The following is a 23,234-nucleotide window of genomic DNA, read 5'->3' as shown; positions in this document are numbered from 1 at the left end:
TCGCGATTGCCCTACTCTAGCTTCAAAAACACGCCGCTGTGCTGAACCCCAGATTCCATGCCGTAACTGCTCAGACTTAAGGATTGCAGATGGTTAAATAAGGGTTTTCCAACCAGTTCAATGATTTTTAGGATAGGAAATTGGCGTTCTAAAACCGCCTTCCCCTCTGTCCAATCGAGATAGACATAGCCATTGTTGGGTTGCAATAAGGGCGCTATCGCCTGTTCAAAGCGATCGCTGTTTTTCAAAGAATTGCCTCCCGTCTTGAGCACTCGATCCATTGTTTCAATCGAAGTCGTAAACAGTTCATAATTGCCAACGGTTGTATGAACGCCCTGAACTTCTGCTTGCAACGTTTTTGCCTGATTTTTGCCACTGCTTGGGGTGAGACGAGTCCAGGCAGAAACCATTTGATCACCCAAAGGCAGAGAACCGACGCTCAACCCTTGAGTTTTTGCGAGGTCATCTAAATGAGCGATCGCCTGTTTATCAGCTTCTCCAGTGGGTCGCTCTGCAATGAAAATCCAATCATTGGTCGGTAAATTTGGAGTACGGCGAGAAATGGGTTGCCTTTTGCTTTTTGCGTTGGTGACGGGTTCGACCGTGAAATTCGGCAGTAAACCCAGGGCGTAATCGCCTTTCACCCAGTCAAATACGTCTTTTTCTAGGTCAAGCTGCCAGCGCGATCGCACAGCATCTAAAGGTTGGTCTAGCAGTTTAGAGAGCACCTGATAGCCTGCCAAATCCTTACTAAGACTGCTCCAAGTGCTATCTAAATGAGTGCCCAACAAGGAGAACAGGCTAGCAGCAGGCAAATATTGTAGTGCTGCTACAGGTTGAGTTAAGGAAGGCTTGCTAGTTGAACTGCCATCAGCCGTTAACAAAGCGGTATCTGCCATTAAGCCCAGTGGATTTAGTCCTAAGGCGATCGCCAGGGTTGAATACTTCGGTTCAATGACTGCCTTTTTCATATCTAAAACATTTGCAGCTTGAGCCTTTCCTGTTGCTTTGACAGTTGACTCAAGGGTCGATCCTTCTAGCCAAGCGGTCAGTTGGGGCAAGTTGACTACGGTTAACCCAATTCGGGGCTGCGTTAATGTATCAAGCGCTTGAGCGTAGGGTTTGGCATTGTTTAGGTTCAAGTCCACAGCTTGCACATTGGTAATGGCATCACGCAGCACCTTAGGATGATTGGCAAACAGGACAAATTGGTCGCCAACAACGGCACTGGCGAGAGCAGGGATAGGAAACAGATCATCGGGAATACTATCAAAGGCTTTTCGCTTATCCTGCTTTAATTTCTCTTCCGCGTGTTTTTTTCCGGTTGGCACAGCGGCATAAATTAACTTCACGCCCTGATATTGTTCAAATGTCAAATCATTTCCCGCGATCGCCCTTTTTTGCCAAAACAACTGCAAAAATTCCCGTGATCGCTCTGGATCTTTTGTAGAGATCGCTAGCAAATAGCCTGGTTGTTTGCCGTTTAACAAGTCGCGATCAAAATCCAATGTGGTAACGGCGATAGTGATTTCATCGCCAAGCCACGGTTTCACATCCCGCTCATACTCCAGTCCGGTGTTTGCCAACAGGCTTCGTTTAAATTGAGTTAACTCTTGCCGCGATCGTCGCCGTTCTTGAGGACGAGCCACCACCTGCCAAAATTGCTCCAGTTTGTCTGGGTTAACTAACAGCGACACCATGGCTGGCGCTTGCTTTGACACAAACATGGCAGCATTGGGGATATTCTTCATACCCTGACTCAACAATGCCAGTGGACTTTGCGCCGCAATCCAATAAAATTCACCCGCCCCCAGCAGCAAAAACGCAAACACGGCGATAAGCAGACCCGAAAAAAAAGAACGAAGCTTCATGGTGATCATGCTGCTGGGTAATGGCAATAACAATCCAGCATCCATTATTTCAGCACATCGCCCTTTCCACCCATTAACGATAATGAAGAACACTATGCAAAAAGATGATACAAATTTTGACCCATTGCGCCTGTCAAAGCAATCTTATGCCCATCCGATCACGTCGTCTGACTACCTAACATATCTTCTAGCGTACAAGCTTCTGCAAATGTGAGTTCGCTAACTGCCAGCACGTAGGAACCCCGCTAAAATCAAACTGGCATCACGATGATCCGGATTTTTCCAAGGTTAACCAATGATTTCCTACAAAGTCTCCAAATCGTTTCCATAATGCGCTGATACGCCAAAAGGAACGGGGTTTTTGGGTGAAGAGCAGGCTGCATCTTCTATCCCATAGCAGGTAGGTATCTGTGCCAATGCGTTTGTCCAGCAGCAATGCCAACAATTGGTAAAGTGAAAACACAATCGTGTCAACCATCTTCGCTCTCTAAACAACAGAGGCATTTAGAGAGCTGAAACAGCGATTCTCACGATAAGCATTTCGCCCCGTAATTTCGCCCTTCATAATTCCCCATTCAATTTAGTTGACAAGTGAGATTAGGGAGGTTATCTTAGTAAAGCGGTCGAAACGGGGGAGCGAGAGCGACTCTGATTAAAACCGCCAGGACCTAGACATAGTAATAGTTTGAAAGCCACGAGAGACATAAGAACCTCGTCAATAGATAATAGTTTAGGGGGTTAAAACCCTAAACAGTTTGGATGGATAAGGGATCTGTATAGGTCTTTTATTTTGATATAAGTAGAGCTACAAACTCCAATCAACTTGAGAGAGTTGGAATAACATGGAGAGTTTGATCCTGGCTCAGGATGAACGCTGGCGGTATGCTTAACACATGCAAGTCGAACGAAAGTCTTCGGACTTTAGTGGCGGACGGGTGAGTAACGCGTGAGAATCTGCCTATAGGTTGGGGACAACAGATGGAAACGTCTGCTAATACCCAATGTGCCGAGAGGTGAAAGCTTTAGTGCCTGTAGATGAGCTCGCGTCCGATTAGCTAGTTGGTTAGGTAAGAGCTGACCAAGGCGACGATCGGTAGCTGGTCTGAGAGGATGATCAGCCACACTGGGACTGAGACACGGCCCAGACTCCTACGGGAGGCAGCAGTGGGGAATTTTCCGCAATGGGCGAAAGCCTGACGGAGCAATACCGCGTGCGGGACGAAGGCTTTTGGGTCGTAAACCGCTTTTGTTAGGGAAGAAGAACTGACGGTACCTAACGAATCAGCATCGGCTAACTCCGTGCCAGCAGCCGCGGTAATACGGAGGATGCAAGCGTTATCCGGATTTATTGGGCGTAAAGCGTCCGCAGGTGGTTTATCAAGTCTGCTGTTAAAGCGTGGGGCTTAACCCCATATAGGCAGTGGAAACTGAGAGACTAGAGTACGGTAGGGGTAGCGGGAATTCCCAGTGTAGCGGTGAAATGCGTAGATATTGGGAAGAACACCAGCGGCGAAGGCGCGCTACTGGGCCGAAACTGACACTCATGGACGAAAGCTAGGGGAGCGAAAGGGATTAGATACCCCTGTAGTCCTAGCTGTAAACGATGACAACTAGGTGTTGCGCGTATCGACCCGTGCAGTGCCGTAGCTAACGCGTTAAGTTGTCCGCCTGGGGAGTACGCACGCAAGTGTGAAACTCAAAGGAATTGACGGGGGCCCGCACAAGCGGTGGAGTATGTGGTTTAATTCGATGCAACGCGAAGAACCTTACCAGGGCTTGACATGTCGCGAATCCCGGTGAAAGTCGGGAGTGCCTTCGGGAGCGCGAACACAGGTGGTGCATGGCTGTCGTCAGCTCGTGTCGTGAGATGTTGGGTTAAGTCCCGCAACGAGCGCAACCCTCGTTTCTAGTTGCCATCATTAAGTTGGGCACTTTAGAGAGACTGCCGGTGACAAACCGGAGGAAGGTGGGGATGACGTCAAGTCAGCATGCCCCTTACGCCCTGGGCTACACACGTACTACAATGCTATGGACAAAGAGTTGCAAGCCAGCGATGGCAAGCTAATCTCATAAACCATGGCTCAGTTCAGATTGCAGGCTGCAACTCGCCTGCATGAAGGAGGAATCGCTAGTAATCGCAGGTCAGCATACTGCGGTGAATACGTTCCCGGGCCTTGTACACACCGCCCGTCACACCATGGGAGTTGGCCACGCCCGAAGTCGTTACTCCAACCGTAAGGAGGGGGATGCCGAAGGCAGGGCTGATGACTGGGGTGAAGTCGTAACAAGGTAGCCGTACCGGAAGGTGTGGCTGGATCACCTCCTTTAAGGGAGACCTCCCGCTAGACCAAGCTTTTGATAGCAGGGTTTAGACGGTCAACCTAAGGTCGGTCGAGGTCTATGTATTAAATGGCTTTCAAACTATCTAGGTAAGGGATATGGGCTATTAGCTCAGGTGGTTAGAGCGCACCCCTGATAAGGGTGAGGTCCCTGGTTCGAGTCCAGGATGGCCCACCATCTTGTTGGGGGGTTTAGCTCAGTTGGTAGAGCGCCTGCTTTGCAAGCAGGATGTCAACGGTTCGAGTCCGTTAACCTCCACTCCAATTCAGCATCTTATTTCAAGAGTGTTTATACCTAAGGGTATTTATTCTAGTTGAGAGAGCCTGCTGGATTAAAGTCCAGTTAGAACCTTGAAAACTGCATAGTAACTTGTCAGGTAGGAACAATAGATAGTGATTTGTTTTTGATGAACACATCAAAAACTTTGATACTAGATATTGATTCACAGACACCAATGTGTAACTTAAGAAAGTTAAAGATAGTGGTCAAGCTAATAAGGGCTCATGGTGGATACCTAGGCACACAGAGGCGAAGAAGGACGCAGTTACCGGCGATACGCCCCGGGGAGTTGGAAGCAAGCATTGATCCGGGGATTTCCGAATGGGGCAACCCTACATACTGCCACCTGAATCTATAGGGTGGCGAGAGCGAACGCAGCGAATTGAAACATCTTAGTAGCTGTAGGAAGAGAAAACAAACGTGATTCCCCTAGTAGCGGCGAGCGAAGCGGGAACAGCCTAAACCAGTAAGCATGCTTACTGGGGTCGTGGGACAGCGATATGGAATCTAGCGGTTAGACGAAACAGTTGAATGCTGTACCAGAGGAGGTGAAAGTCCTGTAGTCGAAAACTTAAAGATACTAGCTGAATCCCGAGTAGCCTGGAGCACGTGAAATTCCGGGTGAATCAGCGAGGACCACCTCGTAAGGCTAAATACTACTGTGTGACCGATAGTGAACCAGTACCGCGAGGGAACGGTGAAAAGAACCCCGGAAGGGGAGTGAAATAGAACATGAAACCGTGAGCCTACAAGCAATCGAAGCACGATTTAACGTGTGACGGTGTGCCTGTTGAAGAATGAGCCGGCGACTTATAGGCACTGGTAGGTTAAGTCGAGAATGACGAAGCCAAAGCGAAAGCGAGTCTGAACAGGGCGTTAATCAGTGTTTATAGACCCGAACCCGGGTGATCTAACCATGTCCAGGATGAAGCTTGGGTAACACCAAGTGGAGGTCCGAACCGACTGATGTTGAAAAATCAGCGGATGAGGTGTGGTTAGGGGTGAAATGCCAATCGAACCCGGAGCTAGCTGGTTCTCCCCGAAATGTGTTTAGGCGCAGCGGTAACGATTATAGCTGGGGGGTAAAGCACTGGTTCGGTGCGGGCTGCGAGAGCGGTACCAAATCGAGTCAAACTCTGAATACCCAGTGCACACGTTGCCAGTGAGACGGTGGGGGATAAGCTTCATCGTCAAGAGGGAAACAGCCCAGACCACCAGCTAAGGTCCCCAAATCATCGTTAAGTGATAAAGGAGGTGGGAGTGCATAGACAACCAGGAGGTTTGCCTAGAAGCAGCCAACCTTAAAAGAGTGCGTAATAGCTCACTGGTCAAGCGCTCCTGCGCCGAAAATGAACGGGGCTAAACGATGTACCGAAGCTGTGGATTCGAAAGAATGGTAGGGGAGCGTTCTGTTGTAGTTTGAAGCATCAGCGAAAGCAGGTGTGGACGAAGCAGAAGTGAGAATGTCGGCTTGAGTAGCGCAAACATTGGTGAGAATCCAATGCCCTGAAATCCCAAGGTTTCCTCCGGAAGGCTCGTCCGCGGAGGGTTAGTCGGGACCTAAGGCGAGGCCGAAAGGCGTAGTCGATGGACAACGGGTTAATATTCCCGTACTTAGTTTAGATTGTGAAGAGGGACGGAGAAGGCTAACACAGCCGGATGTTGGTTACCGGTTCAAGCGTCCAAGGCAATGAGGAACGGAGAAAACGTTCTGAGCGGAGGCGCGAGTACGAGGGGATACGTCCTCGAAGTGTGTGATGTCAAGCTTCCAAGAAAAGCTCTAACCACGTTAATCTAAACTGACCCGTACCCGAAACCGACACAGGTGGGATGGTTGAGAATACCCAAGGGCGCGAGATAACTCTCTCTAAGGAACTCGGCAAAATGACCCCGTAACTTCGGGAGAAGGGGTGCCACCGAGAGGTGGTCGCAGTGAAGAGGCCCAAGCGACTGTTTACCAAAAACACAGGTCTCCGCTAAGTCGCAAGACGATGTATGGGGGCTGACGCCTGCCCAGTGCCGGAAGGTTAAGGAAGTCGGTTAGCGCAAGCGAAGCTGGCGACTGAAGCCCCGGTGAACGGCGGCCGTAACTATAACGGTCCTAAGGTAGCGAAATTCCTTGTCGGGTAAGTTCCGACCCGCACGAAAGGCGTAACGATTTGGGCGCTGTCTCGGAGAGAGGCTCGGCGAAATAGGATTGTCTGTGAAGATACGGACTACCTGCACCTGGACAGAAAGACCCTATGAAGCTTTACTGTAACCTGGAATTGGGTTCGGGCTTTGCTTGCGCAGGATAGGTGGGAGACGTTGAAGCAATTCTTGTGGGGATTGTGGAGTCAACGGTGAGATACCACTCTGGTGAGGCTAGAATTCTAACCCTTTGCCGTTATCCGGCGAGGGAACAGTTTCAGGCGGGCAGTTTGACTGGGGCGGTCGCCTCCTAAAAGGTAACGGAGGCGCGCAAAGGTTCTCTCAGGCTGGTTGGAAATCAGCCGTAGAGTGTAAAGGCATAAGAGAGCTTGACTGCGAGACGAACATGTCGAGCAGGGTGGAAACACGGCCTTAGTGATCCGACGGCGCTGCGTGGAAAGGCCGTCGCTAAACGGATAAAAGTTACTCTAGGGATAACAGGCTGATCTCCCCCAAGAGTTCACATCGACGGGGAGGTTTGGCACCTCGATGTCGGCTCATCGCAACCTGGGGCGGTAGTACGTCCCAAGGGTTGGGCTGTTCGCCCATTAAAGCGGTACGTGAGCTGGGTTCAGAACGTCGTGAGACAGTTCGGTCCATATCCGGTGCAGGCGTAAGAGCATTGAGAGGATTCCTCCTTAGTACGAGAGGACCGGGAGGAACGCACCGCTGGTGTACCTGTTATCGTGCCAACGGTAAACGCAGGGTAGCCATGTGCGGAGCGGATAACCGCTGAAAGCATCTAAGTGGGAAGCCCACCTCAAGATGAGTGCTCTCATGGGGTAACCCAGTAAGGTCACGGGCAGAACACCCGTTGATAGGCTCTAGATGGAAGTGCAGCAATGCATGTAGTCAAGGAGTACTAATAGACCGAGGGCTTGACCTCAGATCGTTGGTGTTGACAAGTACTATGCAGCCTTTAAGGTTTTAGTTATTACATGATTTCCTGGTGTCTATGGCGTAGTGGAACCACTCTGATCCATCTCGAACTCAGCTGTGAAACGCTTCTGCGGCAAAGATAGTTGGACGGCTGCGTCCTGCAAAAATAGCTCGATGCCAGGTTTATAAATGAAAAAGGTCTGAACAACTTTAGTTGTTCAGACCTTTTTCATGAAAGGCAAAAACTTAATTGTGCTAGAGAACATTATCCTGGTGTTCCAACCGACTTACAGCGATTTTCAAGTGAATAGACCGCAGTGATTGAACCAGCCGAGCGCGTCATTTTCGGTGATGTAGTGGACCGCCTCCGTCATAGCTTGGTCAAGGGCTGGGTCAGTACGAGCTGCTTTGGAACGTAGAAATTGCTTGAGTTTCGACCAACACAGTTCAATGGGAGATAAGTCTGGGGAGTAAGGGGGTAAGAAGACCACCTGTGCTTCCACCGCTTCAATAGCAGCTCGGACCGAGTGGGCATGATGAACTTTCAGGTTGTCCATGACCACAATTGCCCCTATCCATAATTGTGGGACTAACACATCGTTGACGTATAGCTACAGACAACAGTGTTAGGACACAGCATCTTTCAGGACCGACTCCATTGCTTGCCGTAAAGAACTAAAGCTAGACAAGCTGTTGCGAATACGACTTTTCAGCCAGGCCCAACACTTTTCAATCCGATTGAAATCTGGAGAATAAGCGGGTAAATATAACAACCGACACCCTACCGACTCCACCAATTGAGCAACCCGTCCCCCATGATGAAACGTGGCATTGTCGAGAATCAAAACCTTCCCAGGCTTAAGCGTTGGCAGCAAACACGTTTCTAGCCAGATTTCAAACACGACTCGATTACAAGAGCCGTTCACGGTAAAAGCAGCACTCAGTTGGTGCTCACAGTAAGCCGCAATCATATTGATTCGTTGAACCCGTCGCCCTGACTTGAGTGCTTCAAATCGCACACCGGGTTCACACCAACCATATCCATAATCCTCTCGCTCATCCATTCCCGATTCATCGATGTACACCCGGTCGGATAAAGACACTTTGGCTAGCTGCTCTAGGAACTCTGCTCGTTTGTGCTCATCGCGTTCAAGGTAGCCATAGGTCTTTTTTTTCGACTCAAGCCCAGTTTGTGTAACGCCCTGGAAATTGTGCGAACACTGAGTTGGTCTTGCCACAACTCGACCATTTGCGCTTGGGTTGTGCCCCCATGCTGCTTGGCAAATTTGGCAAACTTGTCCCAATCGGTGATTTTGCTGGTGGTTCGATGGGGACGAGTTGTTTTGGCTTGGTAGTCTCCAGTTTCCTTCTGTCGCTTCAGCCATAGATTGATCGTGTTGCGACTGAGTTGAAACACTTGGGCGGCTTCACTCTGCTTCATGCCGTCTAATTGGATGGCATTGATCACCTTTTGTCGCAAGTCGTAACTGTATGCTTTTGCCATAGATGCACTCACCCTCGTAGGATTGGGGATACCTCTCAGTCTATGTCCTATTGGTCCTGGCAATAGCTATAGCTTAAAAATGCTGCCGTATCCACACTGCCCTTCAGGGTCATAGAGGCAATCAACCCATCGAGACTCAGTGCCCCAATCACAGAAACGTTCGTTCCTTGATTGCGAGGAACCCCATCGACTGCTCGTTGTCCTCGAAACGCTCGTGCAAACAAGCGCACCATGCCCAGATGAATGCCGGCTTCGTCAATGAACACCAAGTTGCGCACATCCACCTGCTCTAACCAACAACGGTATTCATCTCGCTGCTTGCGTACTCCAGGAGAATCTTGCTCACTCGCGTACAGTGCACCAAGCATTGGGTCGTACCCGTATGAGTGGAGCGTGATACGGGCCATGAGACTGCGTTGTTATCGAATCTGGGCTAGGAATATCTACTCTTACCATTCTGCTTGCAACTTGGTATCAGCAAGTGTGTCGCTGCCGCTGGAAAATTGAGCAACTGCACCGCCAGAGCAAACAGGTGATAGGGCTAGAAGCTTGTCAATGCCGCAAAGCCCCGATGCAACGCAACCACATCGGTTATGCTGTCCTGGTTTGGGTACGTCTTAATGGATTAGCAATGCAAGCAGGACCAGTAATTTATCAACTCAAACACGGATTGCTGGACAATTACCTGTGCCACCTAGTCAAACATCCATCCTCAAGCGGACATGGATAACCGCCTGAAGCCCTGCAGAATCAGCAAGAAAACGGTTTATCATCGCTGTGAGGTTGGAGTCGCAATCGCTTTCCCAAAGATAGGGGCTGAAAGATTAATTAGATAAGATGACGAGGCAATTGCGCTCCAGTCGTAATTGCTCTCCCAGAGATCTGGGGCTGAAAGCTATCGAGTACAAAGGAGTTATGACAAAAAGAAGCGATCGCAGTCGCTCTCCCAGAGATGGGTAGTTGAAGCGTAGCTTCCGCTCCCTCATAACTTGTAATTGCTTGACATACAACATCGAAAACAGTCTCAACTGGAGCACTGAAAGGAGCACTCGATTCGTAATTGGTACTAAACGACTCGTCTTAAGATGAAACGACATTAATCTGTGAATAGTACGTTTTTGAGAAATTGCGACACTAATTTACGAAAAACGCAAACCTAGACAAAAAATGAGCCAAAACGACACTAATTTGCGAACTGCGACATTTAATGTGCGAACGTACAAGTACAAAGCCGATGGCGGGATTTGAACCCGCGACCGCTCGATTACGAATCGAGTGCTCTACCACTGAGCCACATCGGCAAACAAGCAACAACCACGAATTATAACAGGCTTAGGAGATCAGAGGATGCTTGGTTAGTAGTTAAGTTGGTTAGTAGTTAAGGTAATGATGGAGAGGTAGAGTCTTGCTGATAGTTGTTTCTATAACTACTTAATTTGTGCGTCTTCTCAAACAGTCAAGAATAGTCACATTCACAACCTAAACGACGGTTCAGGTTTCAGGATTACGGACAACAGTTTGTTGAAGAACTGACTAAAAGGTGATTGACCAAACCACCAACTTTTTTCGGCTACACGATGCGATCGCGTCTTAGCTCAAAAAGAAAAATCGCCCTCATCAAAAAAGTGATTCCTTTTTCAACTGGGGATTGCCCAACTCAACAGAGATCGCACTCTAGTTACAGCGAATATCCTACGAGAGATCGCAACTCAGCAGTAAAGATGTGAATACGTAGAATAAACGCTTTAGAGGTTTTGGTGATAAATAGAGATCGTCATGCTGCCTACCATAGAACTATCATCATTTATTTCAATTCTGCTAATGGAATGCTTATACTTCCTTGCTTGGTAAAAGTAGGGAAGCTCCATACATAGTCTCGTTGGAAACCATCCGTACCTAGAATATTAAAACAGGAGACTGTATGGCAGTGTTTCAAGCACACCAAAATTCGGTCTGGTCACTTGTTCAAAACCCAAATCATGAGGTGCTTCTAAGTGGAAGTCAGGATGAAACCATTCAGGCTTGGAGCCTTGAAACTGGAACTCACCTCAAAACGCTGCGCTGTCCCCGTCCTTATGAAAACATGATGATTACAAATGCGACCGGTTTGACAGAAGCACAGAAAGTAATACCAAATTAAATTGGAGTAGTTACAGATCAGATAAACTGAGGAATGTAGAGGTGAGAGTCTAATCATGGCTGGTGTCAGCGCAATCGTAATTAAAGAAAGTCTCGAGGAGTTAGGCACCCGCTTGCGAACGGTTGAACAGCCGATAGTTAAAGAACGATTGCAAGTGTTGTACTGGCTCAAACGAGCGCAAGCACCGAGCATCAGCCAGATCGCGGTTGCAATTGGCAGGCATCGAGGCACGGTGCAAAAGTGGTTAGCGCTGTATCGAGCACAAGGATTAGAGGCATTGCTGGTGGTCAAGCCAACGCCAGGAGGAGGCAACCGGATGATTCCAATGTGGGCAGAAGTTGCCTTAGCAAAGCGATTGCAGGAACCGGACAATGGGTTTGACAGCTATGGGGAGGTGCAGCAGTGGCTCTTGGAGAGTTTAGGAATAGAAGCCCAGTATCATGCGGTCTACCAGATGACCCGTTATCGGCTCAAAGCCAAGCTAAAAGTGGCTCGTCCCCAACACCTCAAGCAGAACCGAGCACAACGAGAGGCATTTAAGCAAACCTTGCAGACGACCTCGATTTGTTGAGCCAATACGCTCGGCAAGTGCGCCAGGATAAACGACCTATTCGCTATTTTGCTGGGGATGAGAGCCGCTTTGGGCTGCATACCATTATCGGGCGTTTGATTACAGCCTTTGGAGTGAAACCCATTGGCTCATGGCAACGGGTGTTCAAAGCATTCTGGCTCTATGGCGCTGTGGAACCTGCCACCGGAGAATCCTTTTTCTGGCAGTTCTCCCATGTCGATACCGAGTGCTACCAATGCTTCTTGGATGAGTTCTCCAAGGCTTACCCCGATAGTCTCAATATCCTGCAAGTGGATAACGGACGGTTCCACAAAGGCAAAGCGTTGATTGTGCCACAGAACATTATCCTGGTGTTCCAACCGCCTTACTGTCCGGAGTTAAATCCAATTGAGAGGCTATGGGAATATCTCAAGGCGGATCTCAAGTGGGTTTCGTTCAAAACGCTTGACCAACTGCAATCCAGAGTAGATCAACTCTTATCCCAGTTAACCCCTCAAGTGATTGCTTCTCTCACGGGCTACCCCTTTATCCTCAATGCACTATCTGTCATTGAAACCATTTAAATTGGTATGACTTTGAAAGCATTGGGCGCGATCGATGAAATGAAGGCAATTGAACCCAGCACTTTCTAACTATTACTTACCCATATTGCGCTTTAGCTGTTCCAGTTCTTCCTCCGCTTCCCAGCGGTTAAACTGCTGATCTAACGGATCTTTACCGCCACTACTATTCATATAGGTGGGGTTTTTGCTCCAGTTTGCGCTGCTGCTCACTCCCGCTTGAGTCGCTGTGCGGTTGACTTGCGCCTCGCTCACTTTTCGTTGAACTTCTTTACGACGCTGTTCAACTTTTTTCTGTAGTTCTTGCGTCTGCTGAAAGCGCTCTTTTAGCATTTCCAGTTGACCCCATTTTTGATTACCTTGGCGCAGTAGGTCAGCTTCTCGCACTTCAGCAGGTTCAGCCAAATCGACCCGACCTTTAGCTTTGGCTTTTTCAATACGGGCGTGCCAAAGCTGAATTTCTTGGGCGATCGCCAAGATTTCATCCTGCAAGGTTTTTTCCTTTACCTTTAGGTCGGTCATCAGCTTTAGGGTTTCTTCTTCTTGATCCCGCAGCTTTTCTTCCAGCACCATCAGTTCCAAGTGCGGATTATCGCGCAAAAATTCTTCTAGGCGCAATTCTAAAAACTGGCTGAAATCATCAAACACGCCCATAATCAAGACTCCAAAGGGTGGTTAAAAGGGCAATCAGTTGATAGACAGGGGCGATCGCCGATTGGTAAATACACCGACCCCAATCACACTGTATCTATCCCGCTAAAAACTAACAACTTATCCAACGCACCTTAAAAATTTTGCCCAACGAACACTGATCTCACTTCGCCATTGCGCCGAATCATTGCCTGTTCTTTAGACACTTCTACAAGCGACCAGCCAGAGGAGCCGATGCTCTCGCCAATACCATAGCGCTGAGTGACACCGTTAATTTCAAACAGCGCCACAGAGCGATCGCCCAGCTCTAGGACACCTGCCAGCCGCCGGGGAACCCCAGGAGTGATTGGGCTAGCTGCTGTTGCAACTGGCTTGCGGACAGGCGCATTGTATTGGGATGCGGCTGAAGGTGCAACACCCGGTAAAGGAGTCACTGAATTAGGTGGCTTAAAGTTTGATGGAAACTGATAGACGGGAACATACACTCGCCCCAGCCCGGTGGTGGCACGGTCGGGTGTGAGGGAGGTAGGAGTAATGGGTTTTTGTATGGTGACTGTGGGCGTGCCGGAAGTGGCTGCACCTGCCGTGGCTGCACTTGCCGTTGCCGTGGAACCGCCTTGCTGCGATCGCTGATCAATGGATTGCAGAGCTTTTTGGGCGTAATCCGAAAACTGATTTTGGGGCGCAGATTCCGGAGTGACCGCTGTCCCTGCGGTAGGCACGGATGTCACTACCTGCGGACGACGAGACTCTTGATAGAGCAACCACAGCGCCAATGACACAACGACTGCAACACAGCCGACAGCCAGCAATAGGCGATCGTATACACTGCCAGGGGGGCGATGATCGTGGGGCAATGCAACTGCGCTGGCTGTAATGGATGCCGTTTCAGGCACCATAGCGGTTTGCTCACCCGTTGGGCTAACAGACAATGAATCTAACATTGCCAAAGCAGAACTTGACGATAGCTCTTCTGGTGGCGCGATCGCAGCCTCAAAAGGCGGCATAGCCAAAGCTGGAGCGACTTCAGGCTTAGGTGATAGATCGGCCGGTTGCGATAGCGAAAGCGCTGAATGGTCAGTTCGCTGCGACTCACCATGCAAAAGCTGCTCCACATCCTCGAACAGGTCGTCCATCAGGCGATCGACATAAGAATTTGACGAAAAACCTCCCGTCTCCTTGGCGTCAGCCGCCGCATCGGAAGAATTCGGCGAGACTGGATTCGTGCTGGCATCCTGAAACATAGGCTGCTCGTAAAAAATGAATGCTCGAAAGAAGTATAGATGACGAAATCACTTTGGGAACGATTTCCGCTCAGATTGAAAGCAATTTTATAGAAATATTCATGATGCACCCTGCCAATTGCCAATTGCTTAAAAATAGAACTCTTGCGTGAATCAAGAAGAGAGCGAAAGTTCACAGTTGATGATCGCCGCAATCAGGTTGAAGCGCAACCCGAAGCGCTTGCGTCGATTTCGATACCGTTCAGCGAGAATCCGAAAAATCTTGAGCTTGCGGTTGACATGCTCAGCGACTACTCGCAATCGGGCTAGATTTCGGTTGTGCTGACGCTCAGCTTTGCTCAATTTGCCTTTACGGGGCTTTTTGGTTGGAGTGCAACTACAGGGGTGTAGCTTTGCCATACCCTGATAGCCTCTGTCCGCTAAACACAACTGCTCCGGCAGCATCGGCAGGCGATGGAGCTTGAACAAGCGAAAGTCATGGACTCGCCCTTTGCCAAAGGCTGTGCAGATAATCTGTCCAGTCGCTTGATTGACTACCACTTGAGCTTTTAGGGTATGCCGCTTTTTCTTGCCGCTGTAGTAGCCTCGCTGTTTTTTTGGGGACGCTCAATGGGGCTTTCAGTCACATCCACTGCCACTACGCTCCAAGTACTGGCATTCTGGTAGAGTTGCTTTTTGCCGGGTAGCCGAAACTGGTCTGAATTGGTCAATAATCCTTCCACCTTTTGAATCAATCGACATACGGCTGACTCGCTCATCCCCCACGTGGTGGCGATATGAAACTGTGTCCGGTATTCTCGCCAGTATTCAAGTACGACCAACAATTGGTCTTCTACGCTTAATTTGCACTGTCCACCCCGTTTTCCCCTGCGGTCAAGATCGGGACGCAATATTGCTACCATCTGCTCAAACGTTTCAAGGTGAACCCCACATCGACGTTTGAAAGCTCCGGGTTTAAGTTGGCTAAGTTGCTCGTAGGTCATAATATCCTCCTCCTTGACCTAGTTCTAGCTGCTTACATACATTCACGCAAGAGGTCTATTCTCAAACAACTAATGGCATTTCTTTCAGTCTGAGGGTGCGTCAGTGTTGGAATGCTGGTTGGTACAAGCTGGGATTGAGGTAAACGCTACTTTAGCCCGTAATCCACAATCAACGTTTTGACATTATAGATGGAGATAAATTCTGCCACGGTTTCAATCCCCGTTTGGTTGAGCAACCCCAAGCAGCCAATTGTTCCTGATCCACCTGGAATCATGCGATCCGCATCGCGATGAATGCCAATGCCGCTGCGCGATGTGGAAAATTGCGGTGTAACTGGAATAAACGTATTTCCCATTGCAAGAGGCAACCCTACGCCCCGATCAATTTGACCGATCGCATAGATTCCTTGAGGCAAGGGTTCCCGCGAACCCGATCTCGATTCACTTCCTACCCGAAAGGCTTGCTTCTGCGGCTTGCCAGACACCGCTTGCAATCGTTTTACCACTTCTCCCTCACGCACCAAATCCACATTTAGAATGCGTTCTCCAGTATTCGTAAATTTGGAACTTAGGGTGACGTGCAACGATGCTGCTTGAGGCTGAACCCAACTTAGCTTGGTATGTGTCGTATCTTTTGGGGCGTTTTCTGCGTAAGCTAACGTCGTTACGGGGGGGATAATCCCATGGATAGACAAAATAGTTGCGATCGCCAATAGTTTTCCTTTCATCTCTATTCCCCTTAAACACTCCAACCGTGAGTAAAAATTCGCACGACAATCTTTCGCCCACTGAAAGTTTCAGATAGGGTACAAACCGCCAACCAAAAAGACCTAGAGCAACCCTCTAATTGAGAAAAAGCTGGGTAAGCTCCGACTTCTTTCCGGTGCGAGTGTCGTGATGGTGACTACATTCTGCTACTGCAACTTTCCGTAGAAGTGGGGACACAGCTTGCAATAGGCTTAGCTTGCAGTATTTGATGGGAGCGTGAGTTTTATGCAGCTATTTTTACTACGCGATCGCTTTTTTTGTTCGCTTATTGGGATTCAAGAACTGTATTCGCAGTTTGTAACTCGCGCTTTTCTATATCGACTAACCCAGTAATACTGCGTCTTGAATGCGCGATCGCCCTTTGAGCAAGTAGGTCGTCATGTCGCCTTTGCCTTTGATGGGAATCGTGCCACGTTCATCAAAGCGATAGGATTGCTTTAAGCAATCGTAAGTTGTTTGCGTCACCTGAATTTCGCCTGGAATGCCACTAGCCTCCATGCGACTCGCCGTATTTACCGTATCGCCCCAGAGGTCATAGGCAAACTTTTTTAAGCCAATCACCCCTGCCACAACTGGTCCCGTATGAATGCCGACCCGAATGCTGAGGGTGTATCCAAGTTGGTCATTCAATAGGCCAAGAGACTGCTGCATTTCGAGTGCCATGTCGGCGATCGCGGCTGCATGATTGGCTCTCGCTTCTGGCAAACCTGCCACCACCATGTAGGCATCTCCAATCGTCTTAATCTTTTCTAGGTTGTGTCGGGCGGCAAGTTGGTCAAACAATGAAAACACCTGATTCAACAGGTTCACCAATGCTTCGGGCGGCATTTGGGCAGACAGTTGAGTAAAGCCGACAATATCGGCAAACAGCACCGTCACTTCAGCGAAATTATCTGCAATGCTGTCAGTCTGGTGTTTTAGTCGCTCTGCGATCGAGTGAGGCAAAATATTGAGCAACAGGCGCTCCGATTTTTCTTGCTCGACAACCAGAATTTGACGCGCTTTGAACGCCGTCCGCGCCAATCGCTCATACATAAACACGGATAGATTACAGACAAAGCAAAACCAAAACAGGGTCAGGTAAGTTTCTTCGGGCAAATCAACCGTAGTTCCAGTGGTTGCAGTGATGCGATTGCCCCGAACTAAGTTCACTCCTACGTAATACAAAATGATGCCTAGTTGAGCCGTCAAATGCAGTCGCCAGCATACTGGAATAACAGCAGCTAGGGCAAAAAACGGCATCATCCAAAGGTAGTAATTGGTTTCAATTTGTCCACGTTGGGTCAGCAAAATGTGAAATGTTAATGGAACGCTCCAGGCAACGCCGAGAAAAATCAGCGCTAGATGTCGTCGCCCAAATCGGGTTTGCAAAAGCGCTAAACAAATCAGCAATCCAAGCGAACTAACTGTCGAAACGGTGAGCCAAAAGTTGTTGAAGCGATCGCGATCAAATAGCGCACTGGATAGATCAAACGGGAGAAAGCTAAGGTGATACAGCAGCCATAGCCCAATAGCAATTTGCAGTCGCTTTAGCAAAAATTGCTGCTGCCATTGCTCATAACTAGCGGCACCGGAGTCGCCCGGATTTTCAAACAGTGCTTGAATCCATCGCCGCGAGCGGAAGCGTTGGCTAAGTTTTGGTGCATCCTGATTCATGGTTGATTTGCCCCTGCTTTTTCCCATTTGTACCAGAGTGCCTTAAACAAAGGCGATAACTACTGAGAGTCACTAAAAGATGACCTGCGTCATGCGATCGCGTCTCTGCCGTTTTGATCCTAATAAAACCATGAGGAATAGGGAAATAATCGCTAGACCCATCAAAAATAGCCAGGCAAACTCTAAGTCGGCGATTGCCAGCCTGTGTGCACTGAACCTGCGGCATGATCAATTTTTTGCACCCTTTCCAACAGCACTTCTCACCTTTCCACCTCCCACTTCAATGATGAATCTCTCGAAAAGCTCTCTGAAGATAGATGTCGTGATCGAAAATGCTTGCTATAAATAAAGTAAGAATTTTTAACTAAATAGAATCACTCGTCAAACGATTACGGGGCTATAGTTATTCACTTCATGCCTCTTGAGATATTCACAGTCCACTTATTTTGGTGGGGCTACACTTATTTTGGTGGGGCTATTTGCTCAAGCTACAAACTTTGAATAGGGCTATTTGATGAGTTCTTTCCTTTAGTTGCCACTTCTTTTAACAGGCTTGTCATCGCTTCGTTCTATTTTGCAACGCCTCTGGATGATGGAGTCAAACTAGAGATATGGTTTCGCATCATTCAACTTCACATTCTCCTGAGCCTAGCTATGTCCCATCAATCGATACAAATTGACCCTTTGGATAGTCCACATCCAGTTCCTTGGGGATGGGTACTAGCAACTCTTAACACCAGTAGCGCAAGCAATTTATCGGGAATTTACTGCTATCGTAGCCAATCGCTGATTTCACCTGGCCAAGATTATGCTGCTTATAGCCGGATTCAAATGCAGGTTGAGCCCGAGTATTTTCGCAGTCACGTGACCAGTGTATTGTTTCTAGAAAATCTACGAACTGGCGATTTGCAAGCAATTACTCCTGCATCCCCGCTGGCAGACAACCCATTTTTGAATACGGGTGCAGATCTAGAAGGGCGAATCTCGATCGCAATTCCGGTGTCTTGGTCTGAGTCAGGCGATCGCCTGTTGGCACGAGAATTTGAGTCCTTTTTTGGGTCAGACATTGCCTCTGACTATGCGGTGATTGTGAATCAATCTCGCAATCGGGTAAACACAGTAGCTCCCACCAAAATTGACTATACCAATGCAGTCTTACTGGGTTGGAGCCAATTTCAGCCGGGGCGAGTTTTGTTCAGAGCGGGCATATTGGGAGACGAAAACTGGCAACAGTGGACGGTGGATACCACTGGACAAACTACTATGGCTAAGGGCGATCGCCCAGTTACTTATGGACAGGTTAGCAGCAGCGTGTGGACTGGTCCTCAAGTACAAACCCAGTAGATCCCTTAATCGTCAATATTAAGTGTGATTGCCGCTCAGCATGATTGCTCATCGCCAGAGATTGCTTTTCTTGTCATTGGCAACTTGAAATACAAATGTCCTAATTTTCTCTTTCTACTATCCCCAAAATGGGAGAAAAAACTGTTTAGCTGGGTTAGATGATTGCATATCAGGTCTTAAGTAGCCTGACTTTTGTATCCTTCACGATCAACGTTGCGAATTGTTTGATCGCGTGGCTACTACCCTTTCAATGCTAAACAATTTGTCAATTGGCAAATATTTTTTTATTAAAACTATGACAGCTAAAACTTCAAATGGTATTTCCTCTAAAGCTATGACGTTGAATCAGTCGGCTGTAAAATCGAAAGCTCCTAAAAATAAGCAGGAAAAAGACAAGGAAAAAAAAGATAAGAAGAAAGATAAGAAAAAGAAATTTAAACTTAAGCACCCTAAGCTGAAAGCGCTGTACTATCCCTCAGAAGGAGAAGGTAGTTCTAAGCTGTCGAGTAAATTTTATGAGAAAGAGCTTGCTCGACTTCAAATCGAACTGGTGAAAATGCAGTATTGGGCGAAACATACGGGCACTCGTATTGTCATTTTGTTTGAGGGGCGGGATGCAGCAGGCAAAGGCGGCACCATTAAGCGAATTACTGAACAGCTCAATCCTCGCGGCTGTCGGATTGTGGCGCTGGGCACGCCGAGCGATCGCGAAAAAACTGAGTGGTATTTCCAACGATACGTGGCTCATCTTCCCGCCGCAGGCGAGATCGTCTGTTTCGATCGCAGTTGGTATAATCGCGCAGGGGTAGAGCGTGTAATGGGCTTCTGCACCGACGCGCAATATCAAGAATTTATGCACACTTGTCCAGAGTTTGAGCGGATGTTGGTTCGCTCCGGCATCATTCTGCTGAAGTATTGGTTTTCTGTCAGTGATGATGAGCAGGAACGCCGTTTTCAGTCTCGCACGACTGATCCGGCTCGCCGTTGGAAACTGAGTCCCATGGACTTAGAATCCCGCGATCTCTGGGTGGAATACTCCCAAGCCAAAGACGCGATGTTGTCCCACACCAATATTCCCGAAGCGCCCTGGTTTACTGTAGAAGCAGATGATAAAAAACGCGCTCGGCTCAACTGCATCAGCCATTTCCTGAGCAAAATCCCCTATGTTGATATGACTCCCAAGCCGCTAGAATTGTCGCCCCGCAAAGCCGCTCCGCAAAATTATGTGCGTCTACCCCGCAATGAGCAGTTTTTTGTACCGCCAATTTATTAGTGCGCAATACCCGAAAGGCATATTTCGTCGCTATAACTGTTCTTACAACACAGTTTAGAAAGATTCAACCAAGTATGCTCTCTAAGCACAACACTCTCGGAGAAAACTAACGATGACCCACGAATTGCGTGTTCAAGCCGTTTCTCAAGTTACCGATCGCAAGCCTTTGCCACCCAAAGTTCCTCAACGGTTGGAAGCACTATGGGCAACCGATGTTTTTACCCTTAGCAAGATGCAGGCAAGTTTGCCTAAAGACGTATTTAAGTCTGTTAAACACACGGTGAAAACAGGTGGAAAACTAGATGTTTCTGTAGCCGGTGCAGTTGCCGCCGCCATGAAAGACTGGGCTACCTCCAAAGGTGCGCTCTACTATGCCCACGTCTTTTATCCTATGACCAACGCCACTGCTGAAAAGCATGACGGATTTATCTCTGTGCAAAGCGATGGCTCAGTCATCACTGAGTTCACCGGAAAGGTTTTGGTACAGGGAGAACCGGATGGCTCATCGTTTCCCAATGGTGGTTTGCGATCCACCTTTGAGGCGCGGGGCTACACCGCATGGGATGTTACCAGTCCTGCCTATGTGATGGAAACCGATAACGGTGTGACCTTATGCATTCCCACTGTTTTCATTTCCTGGACTGGAGAAGCCCTCGATAAGAAAACCCCGCTGCTGCGATCGATCGCAGCCATGAGCAAAGCCGCAGTCCGGGTATTGAAGCTTTTGGGACACACAGATATTGCCCCAGTCAACTCTAGCTGCGGCGCAGAACAAGAATACTTTTTGGTGGATGCTCATTTTGCTCATAGCCGCCCCGATTTGTTGTTGACGGGCAGAACGCTGTTTGGCAAACCCGCCGCTAAGGGTCAGCAATTTGATGATCACTACTTTGGTGCCATTCCAGAGCGCGTCCAAGTCTTCATGCAGGACGTAGAAGAGAGAATGTACCGCCTAGGCATTCCCGCAAAAACCCGACATAACGAAGTAGCTCCCGGCCAGTTTGAAATTGCACCTTTCTTTGAAGCGGCAAACGTTGCCAGTGATCACCAGCAATTGATTATGACGTTGCTTAAGATGACAGCAAAGAAACATGGGTTTGTTTGCCTACTCCACGAAAAGCCGTTTGCTGGAATTAACGGTTCGGGTAAACACGTCAACTGGTCAGTGGGTAATGCCACTCAAGGCAACTTGCTTGATCCGGGCGACACCCCCCACTCAAATATGCAGTTTTTGCTATTCTGTGGTGCGGTGATTCGGGGCGCTCACAAATATGGTCCATTACTGCGTGCGGTGGTTGCCACTGCTAGTAATGACCATCGTTTAGGTGCGAATGAGGCTCCTCCAGCGATTATCTCGGTCTACCTGGGGTCGCAGCTTGAGAACGTATTTAAGCAAATTAGCGCGGGTCAGCCAGAAAGCTCTGATCATGCTGGAGTGATGGATTTGGGTGTGGATACGTTGCCTAGTTTTCCTAAAGATCCGGGCGATCGCAACCGCACCTCTCCTTTTGCTTTTACAGGCAACCGCTTTGAGTTTCGAGCCGTTGGGTCTAACCAATCTGTATCGGGTCCCTTGGTGGCAATGAACACGATATTGGCAGATTCCCTTACCTGGATTGCTGATGAAATGGACGGCAAAATGACGGCTGGAATGGATCTCAATGGGGCTGTCCATGCCGTTTTAAAAGAGGTAATGGACAAGCACAGCGCTGTCGTATTCGGTGGCAATGGCTATTCAGAAGAATGGCACAAAATCGCCGAAGAGCGGGGTTTGGCAAACCTGCGAACTACTGCGGATGCCTTGCCCGTGCTTAAAGCTGACTACATCGAAGAGTTGTTTGATCGGGTTGGCGTACTGACTCCGGTTGAACTGGAAAGCCGCTTTGATGTGTATGCCGAGCAATACATTCTGGCGATCGAAGTGGAAGCGAAGCTGGTAATCAGTATGGCAAAAACCATGATTTACCCCGCTGCTGTTCGCTATTTGTCTGAATTGTCTAACGCGATCTCTAATCTCAAGGAGATTGGCATTGCCCTAGAACAAGAAACCGCTGAAAAAGTGGCGGGTCTAACCAAATCCATGACTGATATGGTCAGCAAACTTGGCGCTGCCCTAGATAAGCACGACTTTGCTACCGCAGAAGAACACATGCAGTATTCCTCCCAAACCATCCGTCCCTTGATGGACAAGGTGCGGGAATACGCTGATGCCTTAGAAGGTGAAATAGCAGACGATTTTTGGCCCCTACCCACTTATCAAGAAATGCTGTTCGTGAAATAATAAATCGCCTTTTTAGAATGAGGGCGGGCTCAGTTAGGGAATGAATGGCTTATGCCACTATTTTCTTGGCTGAACCCGCCCTTATATTTTGTCAACTCTGACTTTGTCTTACTTGGCTCCGTCATGACCCAGAAATATCCGCAGCAAATGACTGTTTGATTGCGCTTACCGCCAGACGGTACAGGACAATATTGAAAGTATTTTAATGATTCTCTGGTTTTTGTCGTATCTCTGTTGAGCAAGTTTAATAGCATAAGCGCTTTTCCTAAAATCATAATCAGGAACACTTAAGTAAAGATCAAAACGCTATCACAGTCTGGGCAATGACTGCGTGTCGCTCTCAAAGTCTCGAAAAAACCGTTGTCATTGCTTGTAATGCGGAATCGATTTGGGCTAGAAACACTGAAAGCTAGATAGCCAATTCGCTGAGGTTGACGGTCTTGATTTGTAATCAGCGCAATAAAGAAACAGCCACCCGATGAGTCTAGCCCCGTGCCAATCGGGGCGAGGTCGCAAAATCTTTCGCAGTCGAGTAACCTCATTCATAGGATTTCAACATTAAAATGTAGCGACTCTCATGAACCCCTTCCCTTTCCTTCACACGCTTTTGTTCTGGTCTGAGGTCAAATCTTACTGACTCATTTATGAACGACTTAATTGTGTTGCCATAAGCTCTTAAGCTAAGAATATCTATAGTCAA

Annotated in this window: 17 protein-coding genes, 3 tRNA genes and 3 rRNA genes; 12 read left to right on the top strand and 11 right to left on the bottom strand. The window is 48.4% G+C overall.

Annotated elements, in window-relative coordinates:
• Nucleotides 1-11: 11 nt before the first annotated feature.
• Nucleotides 12-1,871, bottom strand: a complete 1,860-nt coding sequence (locus tag JOY44_RS10355; protein ID WP_171573832.1) for a DUF3352 domain-containing protein — start codon at nucleotides 1,869-1,871, stop codon at nucleotides 12-14.
• Between the two features lie 262 nt (nucleotides 1,872-2,133).
• Nucleotides 2,134-2,349, bottom strand: coding sequence for a hypothetical protein (locus JOY44_RS10350; RefSeq protein ID WP_171573482.1), 216 nt, complete (start codon nucleotides 2,347-2,349; stop codon nucleotides 2,134-2,136).
• 361 nt (nucleotides 2,350-2,710) lie between these two features.
• Between JOY44_RS10350 and JOY44_RS10345 the strand changes: the two genes are divergently transcribed.
• The 5 genes from JOY44_RS10345 to rrf all read left to right on the top strand — a co-directional run bounded on the left by JOY44_RS10345 (nucleotide 2,711) and on the right by rrf (nucleotide 7,742).
• Nucleotides 2,711-4,198 (top strand): 16S ribosomal RNA (locus tag JOY44_RS10345).
• A gap of 113 nt (nucleotides 4,199-4,311) precedes the next feature.
• Nucleotides 4,312-4,388: transfer RNA gene (locus tag JOY44_RS10340), tRNA-Ile, on the top strand.
• A gap of 8 nt (nucleotides 4,389-4,396) precedes the next feature.
• A tRNA-Ala gene (locus JOY44_RS10335) sits at nucleotides 4,397-4,469 on the top strand.
• A 225-nt stretch (nucleotides 4,470-4,694) separates the two neighbouring features.
• Nucleotides 4,695-7,566, top strand: a 23S ribosomal RNA gene (locus JOY44_RS10330).
• A gap of 59 nt (nucleotides 7,567-7,625) precedes the next feature.
• A 5S ribosomal RNA gene (gene rrf, locus JOY44_RS10325) occupies nucleotides 7,626-7,742 on the top strand.
• Together the 16S, 23S and 5S rRNA genes with 2 tRNA genes alongside form the textbook arrangement of a ribosomal RNA operon.
• Before the next feature lie 116 nt (nucleotides 7,743-7,858).
• Here rrf and JOY44_RS10320 read toward each other — a convergent pair.
• From JOY44_RS10320 to JOY44_RS10310, 3 genes are all read right to left on the bottom strand, one after another.
• A complete protein-coding gene (locus JOY44_RS10320) occupies nucleotides 7,859-8,155 on the bottom strand; it encodes a transposase (protein WP_171573481.1) in 297 nt (98 codons plus the stop codon).
• A gap of 30 nt (nucleotides 8,156-8,185) precedes the next feature.
• Nucleotides 8,186-9,063, bottom strand: a protein-coding gene (locus JOY44_RS10315) for an IS630 family transposase (protein ID WP_242541715.1) whose coding sequence is annotated in 2 segments (ribosomal slippage) — nucleotides 8,186-8,731 and nucleotides 8,734-9,063 — 876 coding nt in all. Because the reading frame shifts where the segments join, the coding sequence is not laid out codon by codon here.
• 47 nt (nucleotides 9,064-9,110) lie between these two features.
• Nucleotides 9,111-9,431, bottom strand: a complete 321-nt coding sequence (locus JOY44_RS10310) for a transposase (RefSeq protein ID WP_171573480.1) — start codon at nucleotides 9,429-9,431, stop codon at nucleotides 9,111-9,113.
• 113 nt (nucleotides 9,432-9,544) lie between these two features.
• On the opposite strand from JOY44_RS10310, the gene JOY44_RS10305 reads away from it, so the two are divergent.
• Entirely contained in the window at nucleotides 9,545-9,793 is a 249-nt protein-coding gene (locus JOY44_RS10305) for a hypothetical protein (protein ID WP_171573479.1), read from the top strand.
• A gap of 499 nt (nucleotides 9,794-10,292) precedes the next feature.
• Here JOY44_RS10305 and JOY44_RS10300 read toward each other — a convergent pair.
• A tRNA-Thr gene (locus tag JOY44_RS10300) sits at nucleotides 10,293-10,364 on the bottom strand.
• A 620-nt stretch (nucleotides 10,365-10,984) separates the two neighbouring features.
• Between JOY44_RS10300 and JOY44_RS10295 the strand changes: the two genes are divergently transcribed.
• From JOY44_RS10295 to JOY44_RS10285, 3 genes are read left to right on the top strand one after another with little or no spacing between them, the layout of a single operon-like run.
• Nucleotides 10,985-11,203, top strand: a complete 219-nt coding sequence (locus JOY44_RS10295; protein WP_171573478.1) for a hypothetical protein — start codon at nucleotides 10,985-10,987, stop codon at nucleotides 11,201-11,203.
• A gap of 55 nt (nucleotides 11,204-11,258) precedes the next feature.
• On the top strand, nucleotides 11,259-11,774 hold the full coding sequence (locus JOY44_RS10290; RefSeq protein ID WP_171573477.1) for a helix-turn-helix domain-containing protein: 516 nt from the start codon (nucleotides 11,259-11,261) through the stop codon (nucleotides 11,772-11,774).
• The gene (locus JOY44_RS10285) at nucleotides 11,771-12,337 is read left to right on the top strand and encodes an IS630 family transposase (RefSeq protein ID WP_171571904.1); all 567 of its coding nucleotides are present in this window, start codon (nucleotides 11,771-11,773) and stop codon (nucleotides 12,335-12,337) included. The genes JOY44_RS10290 and JOY44_RS10285 overlap by 4 nt, the downstream gene beginning before the upstream one ends.
• Before the next feature lie 72 nt (nucleotides 12,338-12,409).
• Here JOY44_RS10285 and JOY44_RS10280 read toward each other — a convergent pair whose 3' ends face one another.
• From JOY44_RS10280 to JOY44_RS10260, 5 genes are all read right to left on the bottom strand, one after another.
• Complete coding sequence (locus JOY44_RS10280; protein ID WP_171573476.1) at nucleotides 12,410-12,988, bottom strand: TIGR04376 family protein; 579 nt, start codon at nucleotides 12,986-12,988, stop codon at nucleotides 12,410-12,412.
• A 131-nt stretch (nucleotides 12,989-13,119) separates the two neighbouring features.
• Nucleotides 13,120-14,229 (bottom strand): hypothetical protein, encoded by a 1,110-nt coding sequence (locus tag JOY44_RS10275; RefSeq protein ID WP_171573475.1) that lies wholly within the window; start codon nucleotides 14,227-14,229, stop codon nucleotides 13,120-13,122.
• 153 nt (nucleotides 14,230-14,382) lie between these two features.
• Nucleotides 14,383-15,212, bottom strand: a protein-coding gene (locus JOY44_RS10270) for an IS5 family transposase (RefSeq protein WP_415881100.1) whose coding sequence is annotated in 2 segments (ribosomal slippage) — nucleotides 14,383-14,822 and nucleotides 14,822-15,212 — 831 coding nt in all. Because the reading frame shifts where the segments join, the coding sequence is not laid out codon by codon here.
• Between the two features lie 146 nt (nucleotides 15,213-15,358).
• A complete protein-coding gene (locus tag JOY44_RS10265; protein ID WP_171573474.1) occupies nucleotides 15,359-15,940 on the bottom strand; it encodes a hypothetical protein in 582 nt (193 codons plus the stop codon).
• Between the two features lie 361 nt (nucleotides 15,941-16,301).
• Nucleotides 16,302-17,636 (bottom strand): adenylate/guanylate cyclase domain-containing protein, encoded by a 1,335-nt coding sequence (locus tag JOY44_RS10260; protein ID WP_171573473.1) that lies wholly within the window; start codon nucleotides 17,634-17,636, stop codon nucleotides 16,302-16,304.
• A 654-nt stretch (nucleotides 17,637-18,290) separates the two neighbouring features.
• On the opposite strand from JOY44_RS10260, the gene JOY44_RS10255 reads away from it, so the two are divergent.
• The 3 genes from JOY44_RS10255 (at nucleotide 18,291) to JOY44_RS10245 (ending at nucleotide 22,534) form a co-directional block, all read left to right on the top strand.
• Nucleotides 18,291-18,980 carry a hypothetical protein gene (locus JOY44_RS10255; RefSeq protein ID WP_171573472.1) on the top strand — a complete coding sequence of 230 codons (690 nt, stop codon included), beginning with the start codon at nucleotides 18,291-18,293 and terminating at the stop codon, nucleotides 18,978-18,980.
• 295 nt (nucleotides 18,981-19,275) lie between these two features.
• Entirely contained in the window at nucleotides 19,276-20,253 is a 978-nt protein-coding gene (gene ppk2 / locus JOY44_RS10250; protein ID WP_242541738.1) for a polyphosphate kinase 2, read from the top strand.
• A 112-nt stretch (nucleotides 20,254-20,365) separates the two neighbouring features.
• Nucleotides 20,366-22,534 carry a glutamine synthetase III gene (locus JOY44_RS10245; protein ID WP_171573471.1) on the top strand — a complete coding sequence of 723 codons (2,169 nt, stop codon included), beginning with the start codon at nucleotides 20,366-20,368 and terminating at the stop codon, nucleotides 22,532-22,534.
• Nucleotides 22,535-23,234: the final 700 nt, after the last annotated feature.

It is taken from the genome of Leptolyngbya sp. Cla-17 (assembly GCF_016807185.1).
GTDB lineage: Bacteria > Cyanobacteriota > Cyanobacteriia > Leptolyngbyales > Leptolyngbyaceae > ULC077BIN1.
This window is presented reverse-complemented; position numbering and strand designations above follow the sequence as displayed.